Consider the following 16,834-nt stretch of genomic DNA (forward strand, 5'->3'; position numbering starts at 1 on the left):
CGCCGGGCGGATTCAACAGCTCGTCGCAACACCGACGTTGTTTCAGCATGACATCTTGGCCGCGAACACGGTGGCCGGCGTCGCCCATCCGAGGACCTTTCGCGGACGGGTGTTGAGCAGCTGCTCCACCCTGGCCAGGTCCTCCGCGGTGTGAACGCTCAGGTCCGTGCTTTTCGGGAAGTACTGGCGCAGCAACCCGTTCATGTTTTCGTTGGACCCCCGCATCCACGGACTGGCCGGGGCGGCGAAGTACACGCCCTCGCTGAACCAGGCGGCCACCAGGTCGTGGCGGGCCATCTCCGCACCCTGATCCCAGGTCAACGTCCGCCGTGTCGGCTGCGGCAGGTCCTCCACCAGTACCTCCAGAGCGTCGGTCAGGGCCTGCGCGGCGTGGCCGCGGGGCAGGTGCACCAGGCGGACGTAGCGGCTGGTGCGGTCCACCAGCGTCCCGATCGCCGAGCGGCTCTTCGCCCCCACGATGAGGTCGCCCTCCCAATCGCCGATCCGCACCCGCTCTTCGACCACAGCCGGGCGCCGGTCGATCAGCAGCCCCGGGGCGATGAAGCGCGGGGCCCGCTGGTCAGGGCGTCGGCGCCGGCGGCGCATCGACCGCCCCGTGCGCAACCGAGTGGTCAGCCGCCGGTGCAGCCCGCGACGAGTGCCGTGGTAGAGCGCCTGATAGATCGTCTCGTGGCACACATGCCACTCCCGGCGGTGTGGGTACTCGATCCGCAGCCACACGGCGATCTGCTGCGGGGACCAGTCCAGCTCGAGCTTGGACTGCACCACACGACGGAGCTCCTCGTCGTGAGCCAGTACCCCGGGTCTGTGCCGTCGGGCGGCTGTGCGGGCGCGGGCATGGGCCAACACCGGGTCATAGCCTCCGCGGTCGTGGGCGGCGGTGTTGCGCCGCAGCTCCCGGGAGATCGTTGAAGGCGCCCGCCCCAGCCGGATGGCGATCGTCCTCATCGACAGGCCCTGTCGACGGAGCACCGCGATCCGTTCTCGTTCCAGCAACGACAGGTAGCGTTTCGATGGCTGCGCCTCGGCTCTTCTGGCCGGAGCCAGTCCGCCGAGCTCGGCCCGCCACCGGTACCCGGTCTTACGCCCGATCCCGACCATCCGGCACGCCTCGACCGTGCCCACCCCGGTAAGGATTAGCGCCCAGTACTCATCTTCCAGGACCAACCGCCGCTTGCGTCCTCTGATGCCCATCTCCATCCCCTTCATCTACAGGGATGTTGCGACGACCGCTAGAACCCACCGTTGAATCCGCCCGGCGNATCTTCCAGGACCAACCGCCGCTTGCGTCCTCTGATGCCCATCTCCATCCCCTTCATCTACAGGGATGTTGCGACGACCGCTAGAACCCACCGTTGAATCCGCCCGGCGCCCGAGGGTCAGTATTCAGACGGCATCGACAAAACCGACTGGCAGCTCGGCGTCGTGTAGGACATCAAGGAGCACGTGCGGTAACTGCTACGAACTACGACCGCCAGTAGCTTCCAACGGGCATGGGCCGAGCTGGAAGAGGCGACGAAGGACCCCGGATGCCCGAAGGTCAAGTCGCTTGTCGCGACCCTGAGAGCCTGGAGCCGACCCCTGCTGACGTTTTGCCGGACCCGGGTCACCAACGATCGCATAGAGTCGGCGAATATGACTGCGAATAACCTCGAGCGCATCGGCCGCAATTACACCAATTACCTCACTCGGATACTGTCGTTCATGGTTGCCCAGCAGGCTAGCTGAACACCTGCCACCCCACCCAAACTGGCAGAGCCATCATGGGTTATCCAGTTTGCTGCGGATTCGGCCGCCGACGTAGGTCGCTCTACTCACCCGTGTCCAGCCTAACCCTGTCCGTTTCAGGCCGACCCGGGACAGCTCGCCGTCATGGTTGGTGGGCTCGCAAGCGCTTGTCTTGTCGACGGCCACTGCCCCAGTCAATGCTCGCTCGTTCGCTTGCGCTCGCACTGGGGGGTCCGGCCCCGGGGTGAGCCGTCAAGAAAACATCCCGAATGCCGGTCCCGCTGGCCCCCGATACGCGGCTTCGCACCAGCCTCTAAACATCCTGCCAAATTTCGACAGAGCTCCACTGACACGATTAAAGTCGCGCACTCGGAGTGAACCCGCGTCAGGTGCGGTGGCCACGGAAATCTGTCACTATTACCCATCCTAGTAGAATGACCAATAAACCACCAGCCACACCCATAAGAGATCCGCGGAGAATGATAATAAAAAAGAACGGTAGAATGCAACCGAGCAAACCTGGCATTTTTTGGGCGCGTAAGACGACTTCGGCCCGCTGATCCAATCGTCGAACGAGCAAGCCCAAGCAGAACATTCCAAATATCAACAATGTCCATCCGCCGTCAATAAACAATTCGGCCCAAATGGGTGCTGACAGATTGTGAAATGTATAGTTCTTAAAATCCGCGAGAACTACACCCGTTGGTTGCGGCTTATCGGGCCAAAAGCTTCGTGGTACCCAAAGAAATATAGTTCCAATCAATTGCCGACCCCATAAGACACCATTCTCTTCAACGTAGCTCACGGCATTGAGAACCTGTGCAAAGGAATCATAATCTCCCGAGTACATAGACTCTCGGACACCGACGGGAACATCTTCCCCTCTTTCTAGATCGCGAAATGCGTCTGCCAAAGGAAAGAGCAGAATAAAAGCAGGTGCCGCAACAAGAGCCACCACTCGAAATCCTCGAAGTGTAGAATAAACTCCCAGTGTGGCTGCGACGGCGAGAAGCACAGCGCCGAACACATATCTCGGACTACTCACAGGATTAACGACAGCGAAAAGCGCCACTAAATTCAAAATTATCAATGAACGGCCAAGTAAAATTCGCGCATTATTGGTGCCAATCGATTTATGCGCTTGAGCCTGCGCAACGTACGTCACGAGCAACCCCATCGGCACCCCTACTTCCATGAGAGTCGAAGTAGCCGTGTTGGGCCACGCCTCCTCAGCGGCCAGAGATCGGGCAAAGCGACTCTCAAACAAGACTGTGGGACCCACAGAAAAAATATAAAAAGAAGTAGCGAATAACATGGCGCCAAATAGAAGCTGCGCTCGGAGAAGATTGACTTCGTAATGCCTGAAATTAAGCCCTTGATGCTCTGTCGCAGTTCCAAATCCGCTACCAGCCATCCAGGCTAGGCATCCGATTAGAATCACTAAAAGCGCGTCGTCATAGTACATTCCGTTGAGGCTCCGGGTCGTGGACGGCTCAATGCCCATTCGAACTTGAATAAAGGGCGCCATGCCCATCACGACATAAACGAAAACCCAAAACACCATTTCGTGGAGACGACGTTCGCCGACTCCGAGGATCCACACAAGACGAACTGCCGCCATCTCTACAATCGCAAGCAACGGCCAGGCAGGCGCGGAGCCATCTTCGGAGATCTCAGTGGTGAGATACGCCCATACCGGCAGGCCGACGACGAGTACCAGCGCCCCCAAGAATGCCTCGACACGTCTGTCCGCGATAGGCCACGTTTGCAGTGGCATCGGTCCACTTACTGGAAAGGCACGTTCAGTCATGTGCAGTAATTATGTCGTTTTGTAGTTTCCGATTAAAATATGCCAACGCCCACGTCGCCCCACCCAGTAGGCCGACTAGAAGGCCGAGCGTGGGATAGAAAGGAGTCCGAGGTAGCTCTTCTGTAGCCTCCTCTGCCACCGCGCTGATTCCCATAGTGAGCAACGGTTGTCCACCTAGTTGCGGTTCTGCATCTTCCACATGATCTACAAGCGCGGCAGCTGTGGCATTGGCTACTTCGACACTTTCCTGACCATCGTTCGTTATGGCCACAATTTCGATGACATAGGAATCTTCAGAGGTGCTAGTCGACACGAGCGCCCCCATGAAAGTGGGTGTGTAGTCCAGATCCAACTCTTCTACCACGCGCGTCTGGAGCAGCGGCTGGTCAGCTAGTTCAGCGTACGTGATGGTCTGATTTTCCATGTAGCCAGTCATCTGCGTGACTAGTGATGCGTTGTCATTCAAATTCGGCTGCAGGTACACAGAACTGGAGGCGCGATAGGGTGCGTCGAACAAATATGCGAAAATCAATCCCGACAGAAGTCCGAACGCACCGCAACCTAAAATGAGCCATTTTCTAGCGCGAAATATGTCAACATACTGTGCCAAATCCATGCTTTTTCACTTTCTCGACTAAGAGTGTTATTGATCGAGGGCCACCTCATGCCCCGAAACTATCGACACTCAGAGAGCTTCGTGGAGCACCGGCCATCACGGACACACTGGGAGATCCTCCTGGTCGTGAGTCCCCTGATCCCCAAAGCGGACTCACGACGAGCTTCGCTTATCTTGGCTCGACTCGCAGAGGTCCCCGTCCGACGAATCTGTACTTTCAGCGAGCCAGTTCAGATGCACGTTCTGGGGATTCCCGTGTCCTGCAGACAGCTTCCCCGTGGAAATCAGCTTAGTCCGGAGCAAGCCGACCCGATGTGACCAGCCTCCGCGTTGAACTTTGTGACGCGATGCATTTCGTCCGAGACGCCGACTGGGAAAGAGCGCTGACCCCGTGGCCGGATGTGCCTCCGGATCTGCAACCTACGTCCATGTTTTCCACGTAGGACCTGATCTCTTGACTCCGTTGCTTGGTGCAGTCTGTGAACGTTGATGAGTCTGACGGTGGGTGGGAGCAACGGCAGCGAATGACTGCGGCCTGGTCGTAGCGCCGACCGAGTCGCTCGAACCGAAGCACCCAGGAGGTGGCGAGCTCCACGAACCATCGGCGCCAGCCCAAGTGGGTCCAAGTGGGTCACAGTGTCGATCCAACGGCAGGTGATCCGGGCTTGATACCTCGCCGAAGCAAGTACCGCGCCGACCCCTCAGAAGTCGTAGGACTGAACGCGTGCAGCTGATCTGGCCCGTGGCGGGGTCGTCCGGGGCTCCCGCGGCAGCCAGGAACAATCGGATTGGCCTCCAACAGCGGCTCGAGCAGCTTGCTGACAGTCGTGCGTTTTTGCCGCTTAGGCCTACGCATAGAGTGGCCACCCGGCGCCGTCGGGAAGCAGGTGGTCCTGTGTCTCCGGTTTCCCGCGGTCGGTGGGGTTCGGACCGGTCAGCTCGCCCCCGCCCGCCTTTTGCCGTGCCATGACGGCGTCGATGCTTGTCCGCCACGAGTCGAGGATCGCCTTCTCGGAGAGCTCAGCGAGCACTGTCTGGTGGAGTTTCTGCCAGACACCGGCTTGCTGCCAGTCGCGCAGCCGGCGCCAGGCGGTGTTCCCGGATCCACAGCCCAGGCTCCGGAGCGGATTTCTCCATCGACAATCGGTGTGGAGCACGGACAGGTTTCCCTCCGGAGCAGCTCGGTCGTCGATCCAGGGCGGTCCACCCCGCCTTCGAGTCGGTGGGTGGGGCGAGCTAAGCGATTAGCTCCCACAGACAGTCATCGACCATCCACGACTGCGTCGTCATGCAGGAAGTGTGATCACGCCCAGTACGGGGGAGTACGGCCATTAAGTTTTGAAACCGGTTTTTATGTGCCCCACCGGCATCGGTGGTTAGACAACCTTCAATGACTTTTTGGTGCTGAAACTTCAGAATGCAAAACAACAAGGCGGAGCGCAACGACGAGAATCACGGTCACGAAGACCAGCTCGCCGACTGCTTCTATAAATACAAGAATGGAGTGGGCTGTGCGACCCCAAATTTCCAGCGCAAGCGAGCTGCCCAAATCCACACCCACCGCGGCTGTGGACAGCAGCACTGTTCCAGCCAATAGCTGCACGGAGCCCCGACGCGTCGACACGGAACTACGTGAGTGTGCGAGCAAGAGGAGTCCTCCCAGCAGAACTGCCAGCACTCCCCAAAATAACAACTGACCGAAGGCATACGGCGGTATGCCCATCACGGGTGAGGCCCTGGAAGCCGACTCGAACCGCTCTGCAAAGTTTTCGTGCAACCTGAGCATGTCGTCCGCGGTCATGACGAGAAAGACCACACCCCACATTGCAAACGCATACCTTCTTGGTCCCCGCAGGGATAGAGCCAACAGAATCAGCCCCGCGGCCCCCAGTTGGAGGTAACCCCAAATTTCGCCCACCGAACCGTCGTTGGAACCATTCCAGGCGGTATTCAATAGGAAGTCTGATAGTGCATTCTGCTCGGCTCCCCACCGACGCAACACCAGGTGGATCGCATGCACGGTGAGCAGTATGGCATCCACGCTGAACAGCACAAGGCTCCATGTCCACCACCATTGCCCCGCGCCCCTCGGTATCGATGCACGGGATGCTGGCCACCATGGCGGCCGCGACGAGCTGTTAAACATGCAGTTATAATAGGGAAGGCTTACTTGAGCACGAGTGGTGGCAACTGTCCCCACATCTAAGGATTGCCGAGGTAGCTTTTCGGTGATCGGCATCGGAAACACGGCCTGTTCCCGTCCCGTCCGGTTGCAAGTCACCGAGCATGATACCGCTGTTGCGCCTCGAGCAGCCCGTTCTCGACCAAGTGCTCGACTGCGTCAGCGGCGTCGTCGAGCAGGAAGGGCAGTTCCTTCCCCTCGGTGGAGGAGAAGGGCTTGAGCACGTAGGAGGCGGCGTCCATCCGGCCCGGGGGACGGCCCACACCCACCCGCAGACGGTAGTAGTCCTTGGTGGACAGGGCCTTAGACATGTCCCGCAGCCCGTTGTGCCCGCCCTCTCCCCCACCGATCTTGAGCTTGAGCGCAGCGAAGGGGATGTCGATCTCGTCGTGCACGGCGATGACCCGCTCGGCGGGGATGCCGTAGAACTTGGCGAGCCCGGCCACGGGGCCGCCGGAGACGTTCATGTAGGTCATGGGCTTGGCCAGGACCACGCGGGGCCCACCCGGGCGGAGCCAGGACTCGAGGACCTGGGCGCGGGTCTTGTGCACCTTGAACGTGCCGCCGAGGCGTGCGGCGAGCTCGTCGAGGACCATCTGTCCCACGTTGTGCCGGGTCCGGGCGTACTCGGGGCCGGGGTTGCCCAGTCCCACGACCAGCCATGCGTCAGACATCGGTGCCTCCATCAAAGGTGAGAAGAGTGGGGGTGTGAAGAGTGCGGTCATGCGAAGTGCGGGGCGGCTCGCAAGCCGCCCCGCACTTCGAGGATCACGAGATCACGTGAGCGGTGGGGCTCAGGCCTCGTTCTCGGGGACGACGTCGCCCTCGGGAGCCTCGGTCTCGCCCTCGGACTCGCCGAGGTCCACGGCCTGGGGCTCGGAGACGTTGATGACCAGCAGCTCCGGGTCGGAGATCATGGCGACACCCTCGGGCAGGCGCACGTCGGCGGCGTAGACGTGGTCGCCCACTCCGTGGCCGTCGAGGTTGATCACGACGTCCTCGGGCACGTTCAGGGCGTCGGCCTCGACCGTGAGGGTGTTCTCCTCGACGTTGTGCACGGCGTTGGGCTCGACCTCGCCGATGACGTGGACGGGGATCTCGACCTCGACCTTCTCGCCGCGGCGCACGGCGAGGAGGTCGACGTGCAGGATCTCGGGGCGGGTGGCGTGGCGCTGGATGTCCTTGACCATGACCAGCTGGGTGCTGCCCTCGACGTCGAGCTCGAGCACGGCGTTGGAGTGGCGCACGGCGAGCATGGTCTCGTGGCCGGGGATGATCACGTGCTGCGGCTCGGCGCCGTGGCCGTAGACGACCGCGGGGATCTGGTCGTTGTTGCGGATGCGGCGGGCGTAGCCCTTGCCGAAGTCGCTGCGCGTGGTGGCCGGGATGCGGATGGTGTCAGCCATGGGAACTCCTCGAAGTCGGGTCTGTCGTCTGAATGGCCAGGCGATACCGGCCGCAGACCCTCCCCCGTTGTCTGGATTCCGGGCGACACGCCTCGCGGGGCGCCGCACCGGTGGGGGCGGGAACGTTCAACCAGCCGTCGTCGATCACGGGACCCGCAGGGGTCCCCTCGCCTTGGCAACCGCACAATGCTAGCACGGGTAGCCCCTGCGGACATCGCCCCATGTCATCGCATTGGGCAATTCACATTCGGCCATTATTGGACGAAAGTAGGTATCGCCGGGACCAGCCCTTTAGAGTCGGTAGCGCGGCAACCTCCACCGCTCGGAACGTTCCGATCCGACGAGGAGGGGCCAGTCGATGGGGGTCGACTGGAGGGCACGACCCGTGCGCTGAACAACTTGGCATCCAAGGCAAGAGCATGCCCTCAAAGTGGGCCATGCGACCATGCCTACCGCTCAGTCAGTTCGAAGGGATCGAGCCCGTCCACCGCTCAGGGGAAGGGAGTGCGGCTGTGCTCAAACAGACAGGCATCTCGCGACCCGCGTCCTGGCAGGATGACTACGTGCGCACAGTCCGAGCGACGGACGCGGCGATGATGACCTTGACCGTAGCTGTAGCCCAACTAATCCGTTTCGGATTCGACAGCGGCGCTCTGCCCGTCCTGGGGCTCCGTATGCCCTATTGGGGCATCGGAGTCCTCCTGGGACTGGCTTGGTGGGGTTGGCTGGAGCTACGCGGGACTCGCGATATCCGGCTGGTCGGCCAAGGAGTCGAGGAATCGAAGGAACTGGTCAATGCGACGCTGGTCCTTTTCGGGACCCTCGCTATCGTCTCCTACGCACTGGACATCCCCACGGCTCGCGGATACGTGATCGTGGTACTGCCCATAGGTACGGGGCTGTTGCTCCTGGGCCGGGGCCGGATCCGGCGGCGGCTGGCCCGTCACCGACAGGCCGGTGTCGCGACTTCTCGGACGATGGTCGTGGGCTGCCCCTCGGGAGTCCTCGAAACCGTCACATCCCTGCAGAAGCACCCCGGAGCCGGTTTCGACCCCGTGGCCATGTATGCGCCGACTACCTCATTGCCGCTTCATGCGTCCGTGTCATTGGTGCAACAGCCGCCGAACCTCCTTCCTGATGGCCACTCCCCCGACATAGCAAGTTTGCTCGACGCCTGCCGCGACCGACAGATCGAGGTGCTCGTGCTATGCGCCAGCGCCCCGTTCAGTCCCGAGGAGATTCGGCATCTGAGCTGGTACCTTGCCGATGAGCGAATCAGGCTCATCCTCGACACCGGCCTCACTGACGTCGCCGGCCCCAGGATCCACACCCAGCACGTTGCGGGCCTTCCGCTGATCCACGTGTCGACCCCGAAAATGACCCGTTCTCGGTGGATGTACAAGCGCCTTGTCGACGTGCTCTCCGCGATGACAGCTCTTGCCGTGCTCGCTCCTATGATGCTCGTGCTTGCGCTGATCGTCAGATCCCACGACGGCGGGCCTGCCTTCTTCGCACAGGAACGCGTTGGACTGGACGGCAAGGTGTTCCGGATGTGGAAATTCCGCTCCATGTATCAGGACGCCGAGGAGCGCAGAGCTACGCTCTTGGACGCGAATGAGAGCGCGGGCGGCGTGCTGTTCAAGATGAAGAACGATCCCCGCGTGACCCGGCCAGGCAGATGGATGCGCGAGTACAGCCTCGACGAACTGCCGCAATTCCTTAATGTGCTGCTCGGGCACATGTCGCTCGTCGGACCCCGCCCCCCACTGGCCACCGAGGTCGCGAAGTATGAGGACTACGTAAACCGGCGTCTGCGCGTCAAGCCCGGGATCACCGGGCTGTGGCAAATCTCCGGACGCTCGAACCTGAGCTGGGAGGAGGCCGTGCGCCTCGACCTCTACTACGTGGAAAACTGGTCCCCCACCCAAGACCTCGTCATCCTGTTGCGCACCGTCAAGGCCGTGCTCGCGCGCGACGGCGCCTACTGAACCAACGGGGCAGCCGGAGGATGAATTGCACGCCCCGGCTTCTGCCATGGACATCACGAAATTGCGAGCGACGTCCGACGAACGGCGGCCCGGGCAAGTCCTACCTGCTCGCCGTAACCGGGCCGCTCTCGGCGCCTACAGGGGTTGGTGGATCCTGCCGCACGGCCTTGGTCACCAGGAGATAGGCGAGGATCCACGGCTCGACCACGTAGCGGTGGCCCAGTCGACGAGGCTGCGTCACCAGCCGGTACGCCCATTCCAGCCCGATGGGTCCGAGCCAGCGCGGCGGCGGCTTCTGGATGCCCGCGTACTCGTCGATCCCGCCGCCGACGGCCGCGTAGATCGCCGTGGGCAGCTCCTCCCACCGCCGGCTCAGGAACTCCTCCTGCAGCGGCATACCCAGGCCCACGATGACGAAGTCGGGTCGGTACTCCTGGAGGGACCGGACGATGTGGTCCTCGAGCACGGGGTTCCAGCCCTCTCCCGGCCAGCCCTCGATCCGCCCGGCGGGCGCGTCCCGCCGGAGCATGTCCACCGTGCGGGCGTTGCCCTCGGGGGTCGCGCCGACGACGGCGACGCGCCGCACCGGGGTGCGCCCCATCAGGCCGGGCAGCCAGTCCAGAGTGCCGAGGCGGTGCCGCTTGGCACTGAGGTCGCGCCCGGAGCGCCACTTGGCCAGCTTCAGGACGGGGAACCCGTCCGTCAGCACCACGTCCGCCTTCTCGTAGAAGGCGCGGAACGTCGGATTGACCTCCCACGTGTAGAGACTGTGCAGGTTGTGGGCCAGGACGGCGGCCTTGCGCCGCTCCTGCCACGTGGCCGAGATCCACCGGTGCAGCTCCTCGGCGTCCATCGGCGTCACGCGGACACCGCTGACCGGGATCTCGATCGGGTCCGTGCTCCGGTCACGGGACTGGTGCTTCAACATGCGAACTCCCCCTGTGCTGCGCCTCTGCGGCGCCTCGCTCCCCCGCCGAGACCCGGGAACCGGGCCGGCCTCTCGAACAGGGAGCGCCGTCCGTGGTGCGGCGGGATCCCCCCGGATCCCGCCGGCGGACCGGCACCCCTGCAGCGCACGTCTCGCGACCACCAGCCCTGGGACCGGCGAACATGCGCTTGCATTTACGCTAGCAAAGACGGCGGAGCATCCAACCCTCGGGACTGTCCCCTGTTAAGCACCTGTTTACATCGATGTGCACTTGTAAAGTCATCGATGGGGGCCGGAACCACGCCGGGGGGCGTAGGAGGAGTGTTCCGGCCCCCGCACACTCGGGGGGAGTGACCAACGTGCTCAAGAAGAACATGTCCGTGCGACCTGCCGCCTGGCGGGAGACCCACATCAGCAGCCTGCGTCGCCTGGACGCGCTGGCCCTGGCTGCCACGCTCGTGCTGACGCAGCTGATGCGCTTCGGCCTCGACCAGGAGGCCCTGGAGCTCGGCCGGCTCACCGTGCCCTACTGGCTGGTGGGCGCCGTGCTCGGTGCCGCCTGGTGGGGCTGGCTGGAGCTGCGGGGCGCCCGCGACGTGCGCCTCATCGGCTACGCCGTGGAGGAGAACCGGCAGGTGGTCTCGGCCACGCTGGTGCTCTTCGGTGCCCTGGCGATCCTGTCCTACGTGCTGAACGTGCCGATGGCCCGCAGCTACGTGGTGATCGCCCTGCCGCTGGGCACACTCCTGCTGCTGGCGGGCCGCGGCCTGGTGCGGCGGGGGCTGACCCGCCGCCGGCTGGCCGGCGAGGCGATGTCCCGGACCCTGGTGGTCGGGCGCGTGCCGGGGGTTGTGGAGATGCTCAAGTCCCTGCAGCAGAACCCTGCCGCGGGCTTCGACCCGGTGGCGGTCTACGCGCCGTCGTCGTCCCGGGTCCTGCCGCACCACCTGGCCCGGGTGCCGATGCCCCAGAACATGCTGCCGGCCGGGGAGGCGCCCAGCGTGGAGGGGATCGTGGCCGCGTGCCGCGCCCACCGGATCGAGACCCTGGTGATGGCCGCGTCCGCGCCGCTGAGCTCGGAGGAGGTCCGGCACCTGTCCTGGTACCTGGCCGACGAGCGCATCCGCCTGGTCCTCGACACCGGGCTCACCGACATCGCCGGCCCGCGCATCCACACCCAGCAGATGGCCGGCCTGCCCCTGATCCACGTCTCCACGCCGCGGCTGAGCCGGTCCCGGCGGATGCTCAAGCGCCTGGTCGACATCGCCGGCGCGATCACCGCGCTGGTGGCTCTGTCCCCCGTGATGCTCGTGCTCGCTGCGATCGTCAAGGCGCACGACGGCGGGCCCGTGCTCTTCGCCCAGGAACGCACCGGCCTCGACGGGACAAGCTTCAAGATGCTGAAGTTCCGCTCCATGTACACCGACGCCGAGGAGCGCAAGGCCGAGCTCATGGCCGCCAACGACGCCAAGGGCGGGGTGCTGTTCTTCATGGCCGACGACCCCCGGGTCACCACCCCGGGGCGGTGGATGCGCAAGTACAGCCTCGACGAGCTGCCGCAGTTCCTCAACGTCCTCAAGGGCGAGATGTCCCTGGTGGGCCCGCGCCCGCCGCTGCCCTCGGAGGTCGCCCAGTACGAGGAGCACGTCCACCGCCGGCTGCGGGTCAAGCCCGGCATCACCGGCCTGTGGCAGGTCTCGGGCCGGGACGACCTGGACTGGGAGCAGGCCGTGCGCCTGGACCTCTACTACGTGGAGAACTGGTCCCCGGTCCAGGACTTCGTGATCCTGCTCCGCACCGTCAAGGCCGTGGTGGCCAAGGAGGGCGCTCACTGACGGTCGTGGGTGACCCCCGCTCCGACCCGGGTTCGCCGACCCCCCCCCCACGCCGCCACCACGAGCAGGAGGAAGAGCGCGACGACGAGCACTCCCAGGAACCCCAGCTGCGCGGAGTACAGTGCCGCGGCCAGCAGCAGCAGCGCCACGGCGACGGAGACGACCGTGGTGGCCTCAGCCCGGGGCTTGTACAGGGCGAGCGTGCCGATGAACGCCATGACCACCAGCACCACGGCTTGGACCACCAGCGGGTGATCGGTGCTGATCAGGAGGACGAATCCGGCGGCGATGATCGTGCCGTATACGAGGATGCGGAGAGCGCGGGTCATGGTTCCCTTCGGGGGTAGGGGTGCGTACCTGCCCTCCATGATGGTCCACGAGGCAGGCGCCGCCCTCGAGGGAAGGCCGCCGGCGTGACCCCCGTCACGCCATAGAGAAGCGTGCTGGACAATGGTCCACACGAAAGCACTTCCTGCATAGGGAGTGGGGCGCGGCAATAGACTTTTGTCCGGTCCGCTGGGGACCATGTGGGGACAGAAAACGGCCCCCACTAGGGTCGTCACCCAGATACGCTCGGAGCACCCAAAGAATCCGTACCCCTCGACGGACAAGCGAGAATCCGATGCGTACATCTCCCCTTTCCACCGCCGTCCAGCGCTACTTCGAGTCCTGCTCCCCCGCGGGACTCACCCTCCTGGAGCTCGACATCGTCGAGGACGTCGCCGAGCTCACCCTGGCCTTTACCCCCGAGGCCCTCGACCGCGTGCTGCGCACCCAGCTGCGCACCGCCGGCACCCCGAGCGACTGGGACTGCCCGAAGGCGTCCATGGAGGTCGGCACCCCCACCTGGGCGTACGCCCTGGAACTGGCCGACCTTTTCAACGACCACTACTTCGGCCACGTGGTCCTCGAGCGCCACGAGGCCACTCTGCAGGAGATCCTCGCCGCCCACGGCCACGAGGGCACTCCTGTGGTGATCCGCCCGGCCTACGCCCCCAACTGCCTGGCGCTGAACCTCCGCCGCCTGAAGGCGGAGCACCTCCGCTCCAGCGGGCTCATTACGCCGGAGGCACAGGCGGCCTGAGTTGTTCGGCGCGAACTCGGCAACCCGCCGAACAACCCCGCCGGCTCCGCTTTCCGCACGGGCACCCCCCTCTCTACCCCTCGTCAGCGGATACTCTGAAGCCACCCGACCATCCGTACCCCCGGCGGACAGCGAGAATTCCATGACCTACAACGACTTCTTCACCGATGCTCAACGTCACATCGAGTCCTGCACCCCTTCCGACCTCACCCTCACGCGCTTCGAGGTCGTCGACGACACTGTCGAACTCACGCTTGCTCTCACCCCTGAAGCCCTGGACCGAGTCTTGCGCACGCAGCTGCGCACAGCTGGCGCCCCGAGCGACTGGAACTCCCCAAAGGCGTCCATGGGCCCCGGCTCCCCCAGCTGGACCTTCGCCCTTGAACTGACCGAGTTGATCAACGAGCGCTATTTCGCGCATGCACTCCTCGAACGCCACGAGGTAGCCGTGAAGTCGATCCTCACCTCCCACGGCTACGAAGAAACCACGGTTCTAATCCAGCTGGCCTGCACTCCCGGCCACCTCGCACTGAGTCTCCTCCGGCTGAAGGCTGAGCACCTCCGTGGTCATGGCAACGCCCTCTTGGAGTGCCCGGCGGCCTGACCTCGGCCACTCGGAAGGCATGCGGCCCAGACCCAGCCAGACTGAATCACCGTAGAACCGACCACAGTCCCATACTTTGGACAGAACCTCGAGCGGATCGACTACGCACACAGGCCGGCACCAAAGGTTCGCACTAACACGCCAGAGGGCGAAAATCGGCCGCGACCACTCCTGCCGCCACAGTATGACGGCGTGACCAGGCTTGTTGCAGTCTCATGGGCATGTCCTCTCGGACGTAAAGAGGCTTGTCCCCTAATCTGGGGAAGCACCTACCCCTCCCTGTGCGAGAGTCCCCCACTGTCGCACTGTCGAACAGGCGGCCCCCCAAAATGCCCTCGATCATGCCGATCTACGGAACGCGCCCGGAAGCTATCAAGATGGCTCCCATCGTGAAAGCGCTACAGTCTTCCCCACTTTTCAAGTGCACGGTCACGGTAACCGGCCAGCACCGCGAAATGCTCGACCAGGTCAACGAAATCTTCGACATTGTCCCGGATCACGACCTGAACATCATCCAGCCCCGGCAGACGCTCAACGGCATCCTCACCCGCACTGTCGAGGGGCTCGACGCCCTGTTCGCCCGAGACATCCCGGACGCCGTTGTGGTCCAGGGTGACACCACCACCTCGACGGCTGGGGCCATCGCCGCCCTCTACCGTGGCATCCCCGTGATCCACGCCGAGGCCGGCCTGCGCTCGTTCAACCTCTTCTCTCCCTTCCCCGAAGAAGCAAACCGCAAACTCACCTCGCAAATTACCTCCCTGCACCTCGCCCCGACGGCCACCTCGAAGCAGAACTTGCTGGCCGAAGCCCTGCCCGCAGCCGACATCGTAGTCACCGGCAACACTGTCATCGATGCTTTACTCCACACCGTGGAGAAGCAACTGCCGTTCGCCGATCCCCAATTGGAGGAAATAGCCGCATCGGGTCACCGAGTACTGCTGGTCACGACGCATCGCAGAGAGAACCAGGGCGACGCCATGCGGGGAGTCGGGAGGGCTCTGGCCCGTATCGCCGACGCCGAACCGGACCTAATCATCGTGCTACCGGTCCACCGCAATCCGGCGGTCCGCGAAGCCGTGTTGCCGGCCCTGGAAGGAAAACCAAACGTCATTGTCACGGAACCCCTGGCCTACGGAGAGTTCACCCGCATGCTATCGGTGGCACACCTTGTCCTCACTGACTCGGGCGGCGTGCAAGAGGAGGCCCCATCGCTGGGCAAACCTGTCCTGGTTATGCGCGAGAACACCGAGCGCCCCGAGGCTGTGCATGCCGGCACAGTAAAACTCATCGGCACCGACGAGAACCGCATCGTGAATGAAGTCGACGAGCTCCTCAACCAGGATAAGACATACGATGACATGGCTAATGCCGTAAACCCCTACGGCGACGGAAGGGCTGCAACGCGCACAGTGGCTGCGATAGAAGAAATGTTCGGTATCGGAACGCGCGTTCCAGACTTTGAAGCGTGAGGCATCGCCCGACGAAAAAGATACCCGCCGCCAATCCTCCGGCTTCCACCTTCTGGCCAGCCAAACATGAAAACAAGCACATTAAAAACGGGTGAGCACAGAGATACTTGATGAATAACATCACTCATGGCAACACAATTGGAGTGGAACTCGACCAATTAACGCAAACCGTTGTGGCGGAAATCCCGCCCGATACACCCCAGCGCATTGATGTCGAGACACCTCACTCGGTAATGCCATTCCTAGTAATAAAACGAGAAACTTCCACAAATCTAATAATCATGAACAATGGGGCAGTGGACCAGCAACGCGCCTTGGGGACGCCCACATTCCAGCGTTCAAGTTGGTGGAGAAATATTCCGCACCATCAAATATACTTCTGCGATCCAGCCACGGTCGGTCAACAAATGATGTCACTAGCGTGGGGCCAACTTGAATGCGGACACTGGGTTGTGCCCGATGCCACAAGAGCGCTGACCCTGATGTCCAGGGCTCTCGGCATCGAGAGCTCGTCGAGACGCTGCTATTTTGGATCGTCAGCAGGCGGCTTCATGGCACTTGCCATGAACATACATGACCCAGGCGCTCGATCCCTAGTAAACAATCCGCAGTTCGATTGGACCCGGTGGATGGCAGATTCAGTCAACGCCGTCAGAAAAGCCCGATTTCCGGGCCTGCTTCCAGCCGACATTCGTGAGCACTTCCCCACCAGAACTAACGTTCTGCGTCTAGCTGTCGCACGAGACGTACCATTACGCACAGAAGTGCACGTAAATCTGGCATCCAAGCACGATCGACTGGTTGACTACCCAATGTTCCAACAGTTCCAAATTGACTATCCACACCTAATCGACGCCGTTCGAGTGCATCCATATTTCAACATTGAGGACGGCCACAACCCCATGAACCAACAGAGGACACTTGCGCGCATATCGAACGCTTTTATGAACGATGCAACATAGAAAATGTCAAATCCTAAAACACGCACCAAAGATTTCACTCTCCATCCCAAGGTAATGCAAACACACGAGTGGTAAGTAATTCGACGCGCAAGGGCGCCTTAGTCATCTATCGAAAAAGCATGCCAACGACATGGGGTTCGACATCAAACGATCAAATAGGAACCCAGCAGCACAGGAATTGGAAGGTCATCGAAATGC

The 16,834-nt window shown here is 62.7% G+C and carries 15 protein-coding genes and 1 pseudogene; 7 read left to right on the plus strand and 9 right to left on the minus strand.

Features of this window, described 5'->3' with window-relative positions:
* Nucleotides 1-42: 42 nt before the first annotated feature.
* A complete protein-coding gene (locus H488_RS22345; RefSeq protein ID WP_017832320.1) occupies nt 43-1,221 on the minus strand; it encodes an IS30 family transposase in 1,179 nt (392 codons plus the stop codon).
* 255 nt (nt 1,222-1,476) lie between these two features.
* Between H488_RS22345 and H488_RS38475 the strand changes: the two genes are divergently transcribed.
* Entirely contained in the window at nt 1,477-1,749 is a 273-nt protein-coding gene (locus H488_RS38475) for a transposase (RefSeq protein WP_081615693.1), read from the plus strand.
* Nucleotides 1,750-2,134: 385 nt separating this feature from the next.
* Here H488_RS38475 and H488_RS36975 read toward each other — a convergent pair whose 3' ends face one another.
* From H488_RS36975 to H488_RS22360, 6 genes and pseudogenes are all read right to left on the minus strand, one after another.
* Nucleotides 2,135-3,559, minus strand: coding sequence for a hypothetical protein (locus tag H488_RS36975; protein WP_150110273.1), 1,425 nt, complete (start codon nt 3,557-3,559; stop codon nt 2,135-2,137).
* Complete coding sequence (locus H488_RS36400) at nt 3,552-4,175, minus strand: YveK family protein (RefSeq protein ID WP_081615694.1); 624 nt, start codon at nt 4,173-4,175, stop codon at nt 3,552-3,554. Before H488_RS36400 ends, H488_RS36975 begins: the two co-directional genes overlap by 8 nt.
* An 848-nt stretch (nt 4,176-5,023) precedes the next feature.
* Nucleotides 5,024-5,392: pseudogene (locus H488_RS38480) on the minus strand (transposase); the annotation flags it as partial.
* 170 nt (nt 5,393-5,562) lie between these two features.
* Entirely contained in the window at nt 5,563-6,321 is a 759-nt protein-coding gene (locus H488_RS36980) for a hypothetical protein (protein ID WP_190274493.1), read from the minus strand.
* 131 nt (nt 6,322-6,452) lie between these two features.
* Nucleotides 6,453-7,031: an aminoacyl-tRNA hydrolase gene (gene pth / locus H488_RS22355; protein WP_017832322.1), complete on the minus strand. Its 579-nt coding sequence runs from the start codon at nt 7,029-7,031 to the stop codon at nt 6,453-6,455.
* A gap of 120 nt (nt 7,032-7,151) precedes the next feature.
* Entirely contained in the window at nt 7,152-7,763 is a 612-nt protein-coding gene (locus H488_RS22360) for a 50S ribosomal protein L25/general stress protein Ctc (RefSeq protein WP_017832323.1), read from the minus strand.
* Between the two features lie 593 nt (nt 7,764-8,356).
* Between H488_RS22360 and H488_RS22365 the strand changes: the two genes are divergently transcribed.
* Entirely contained in the window at nt 8,357-9,751 is a 1,395-nt protein-coding gene (locus H488_RS22365) for a sugar transferase (protein WP_237740415.1), read from the plus strand.
* A gap of 100 nt (nt 9,752-9,851) precedes the next feature.
* On the opposite strand, the gene H488_RS0117925 is transcribed toward H488_RS22365, so the two are convergent.
* Nucleotides 9,852-10,679: a WecB/TagA/CpsF family glycosyltransferase gene (locus H488_RS0117925; RefSeq protein WP_017832325.1), complete on the minus strand. Its 828-nt coding sequence runs from the start codon at nt 10,677-10,679 to the stop codon at nt 9,852-9,854.
* 350 nt (nt 10,680-11,029) lie between these two features.
* Here H488_RS0117925 and H488_RS22370 point away from each other — a divergent pair, with 350 nt between their 5' ends.
* Nucleotides 11,030-12,514 (plus strand): sugar transferase, encoded by a 1,485-nt coding sequence (locus H488_RS22370; RefSeq protein ID WP_017832326.1) that lies wholly within the window; start codon nt 11,030-11,032, stop codon nt 12,512-12,514.
* Here the strand turns inward: H488_RS22370 and H488_RS22375 are convergent.
* Nucleotides 12,508-12,843 carry a hypothetical protein gene (locus tag H488_RS22375; RefSeq protein WP_017832327.1) on the minus strand — a complete coding sequence of 112 codons (336 nt, stop codon included), beginning with the start codon at nt 12,841-12,843 and terminating at the stop codon, nt 12,508-12,510. The two genes, H488_RS22370 and H488_RS22375, sit on opposite strands and share 7 nt — an antisense overlap.
* 293 nt (nt 12,844-13,136) lie before the next feature.
* On the opposite strand from H488_RS22375, the gene H488_RS22380 reads away from it, so the two are divergent.
* From H488_RS22380 to H488_RS36985, 4 genes are all read left to right on the plus strand, one after another.
* Nucleotides 13,137-13,598 (plus strand): hypothetical protein, encoded by a 462-nt coding sequence (locus tag H488_RS22380; protein ID WP_017832328.1) that lies wholly within the window; start codon nt 13,137-13,139, stop codon nt 13,596-13,598.
* A gap of 142 nt (nt 13,599-13,740) precedes the next feature.
* Complete coding sequence (locus H488_RS22385; RefSeq protein ID WP_017832329.1) at nt 13,741-14,202, plus strand: hypothetical protein; 462 nt, start codon at nt 13,741-13,743, stop codon at nt 14,200-14,202.
* 329 nt (nt 14,203-14,531) lie between these two features.
* Nucleotides 14,532-15,674 (plus strand): non-hydrolyzing UDP-N-acetylglucosamine 2-epimerase, encoded by a 1,143-nt coding sequence (gene wecB / locus H488_RS22390; protein WP_017832330.1) that lies wholly within the window; start codon nt 14,532-14,534, stop codon nt 15,672-15,674.
* A 110-nt stretch (nt 15,675-15,784) separates the two neighbouring features.
* Nucleotides 15,785-16,636: a hypothetical protein gene (locus tag H488_RS36985; RefSeq protein WP_150110275.1), complete on the plus strand. Its 852-nt coding sequence runs from the start codon at nt 15,785-15,787 to the stop codon at nt 16,634-16,636.
* Nucleotides 16,637-16,834: the final 198 nt, after the last annotated feature.

Source organism: Kocuria sp. UCD-OTCP (assembly GCF_000349605.1).
Lineage (GTDB): Bacteria > Actinomycetota > Actinomycetes > Actinomycetales > Micrococcaceae > Kocuria > Kocuria rosea.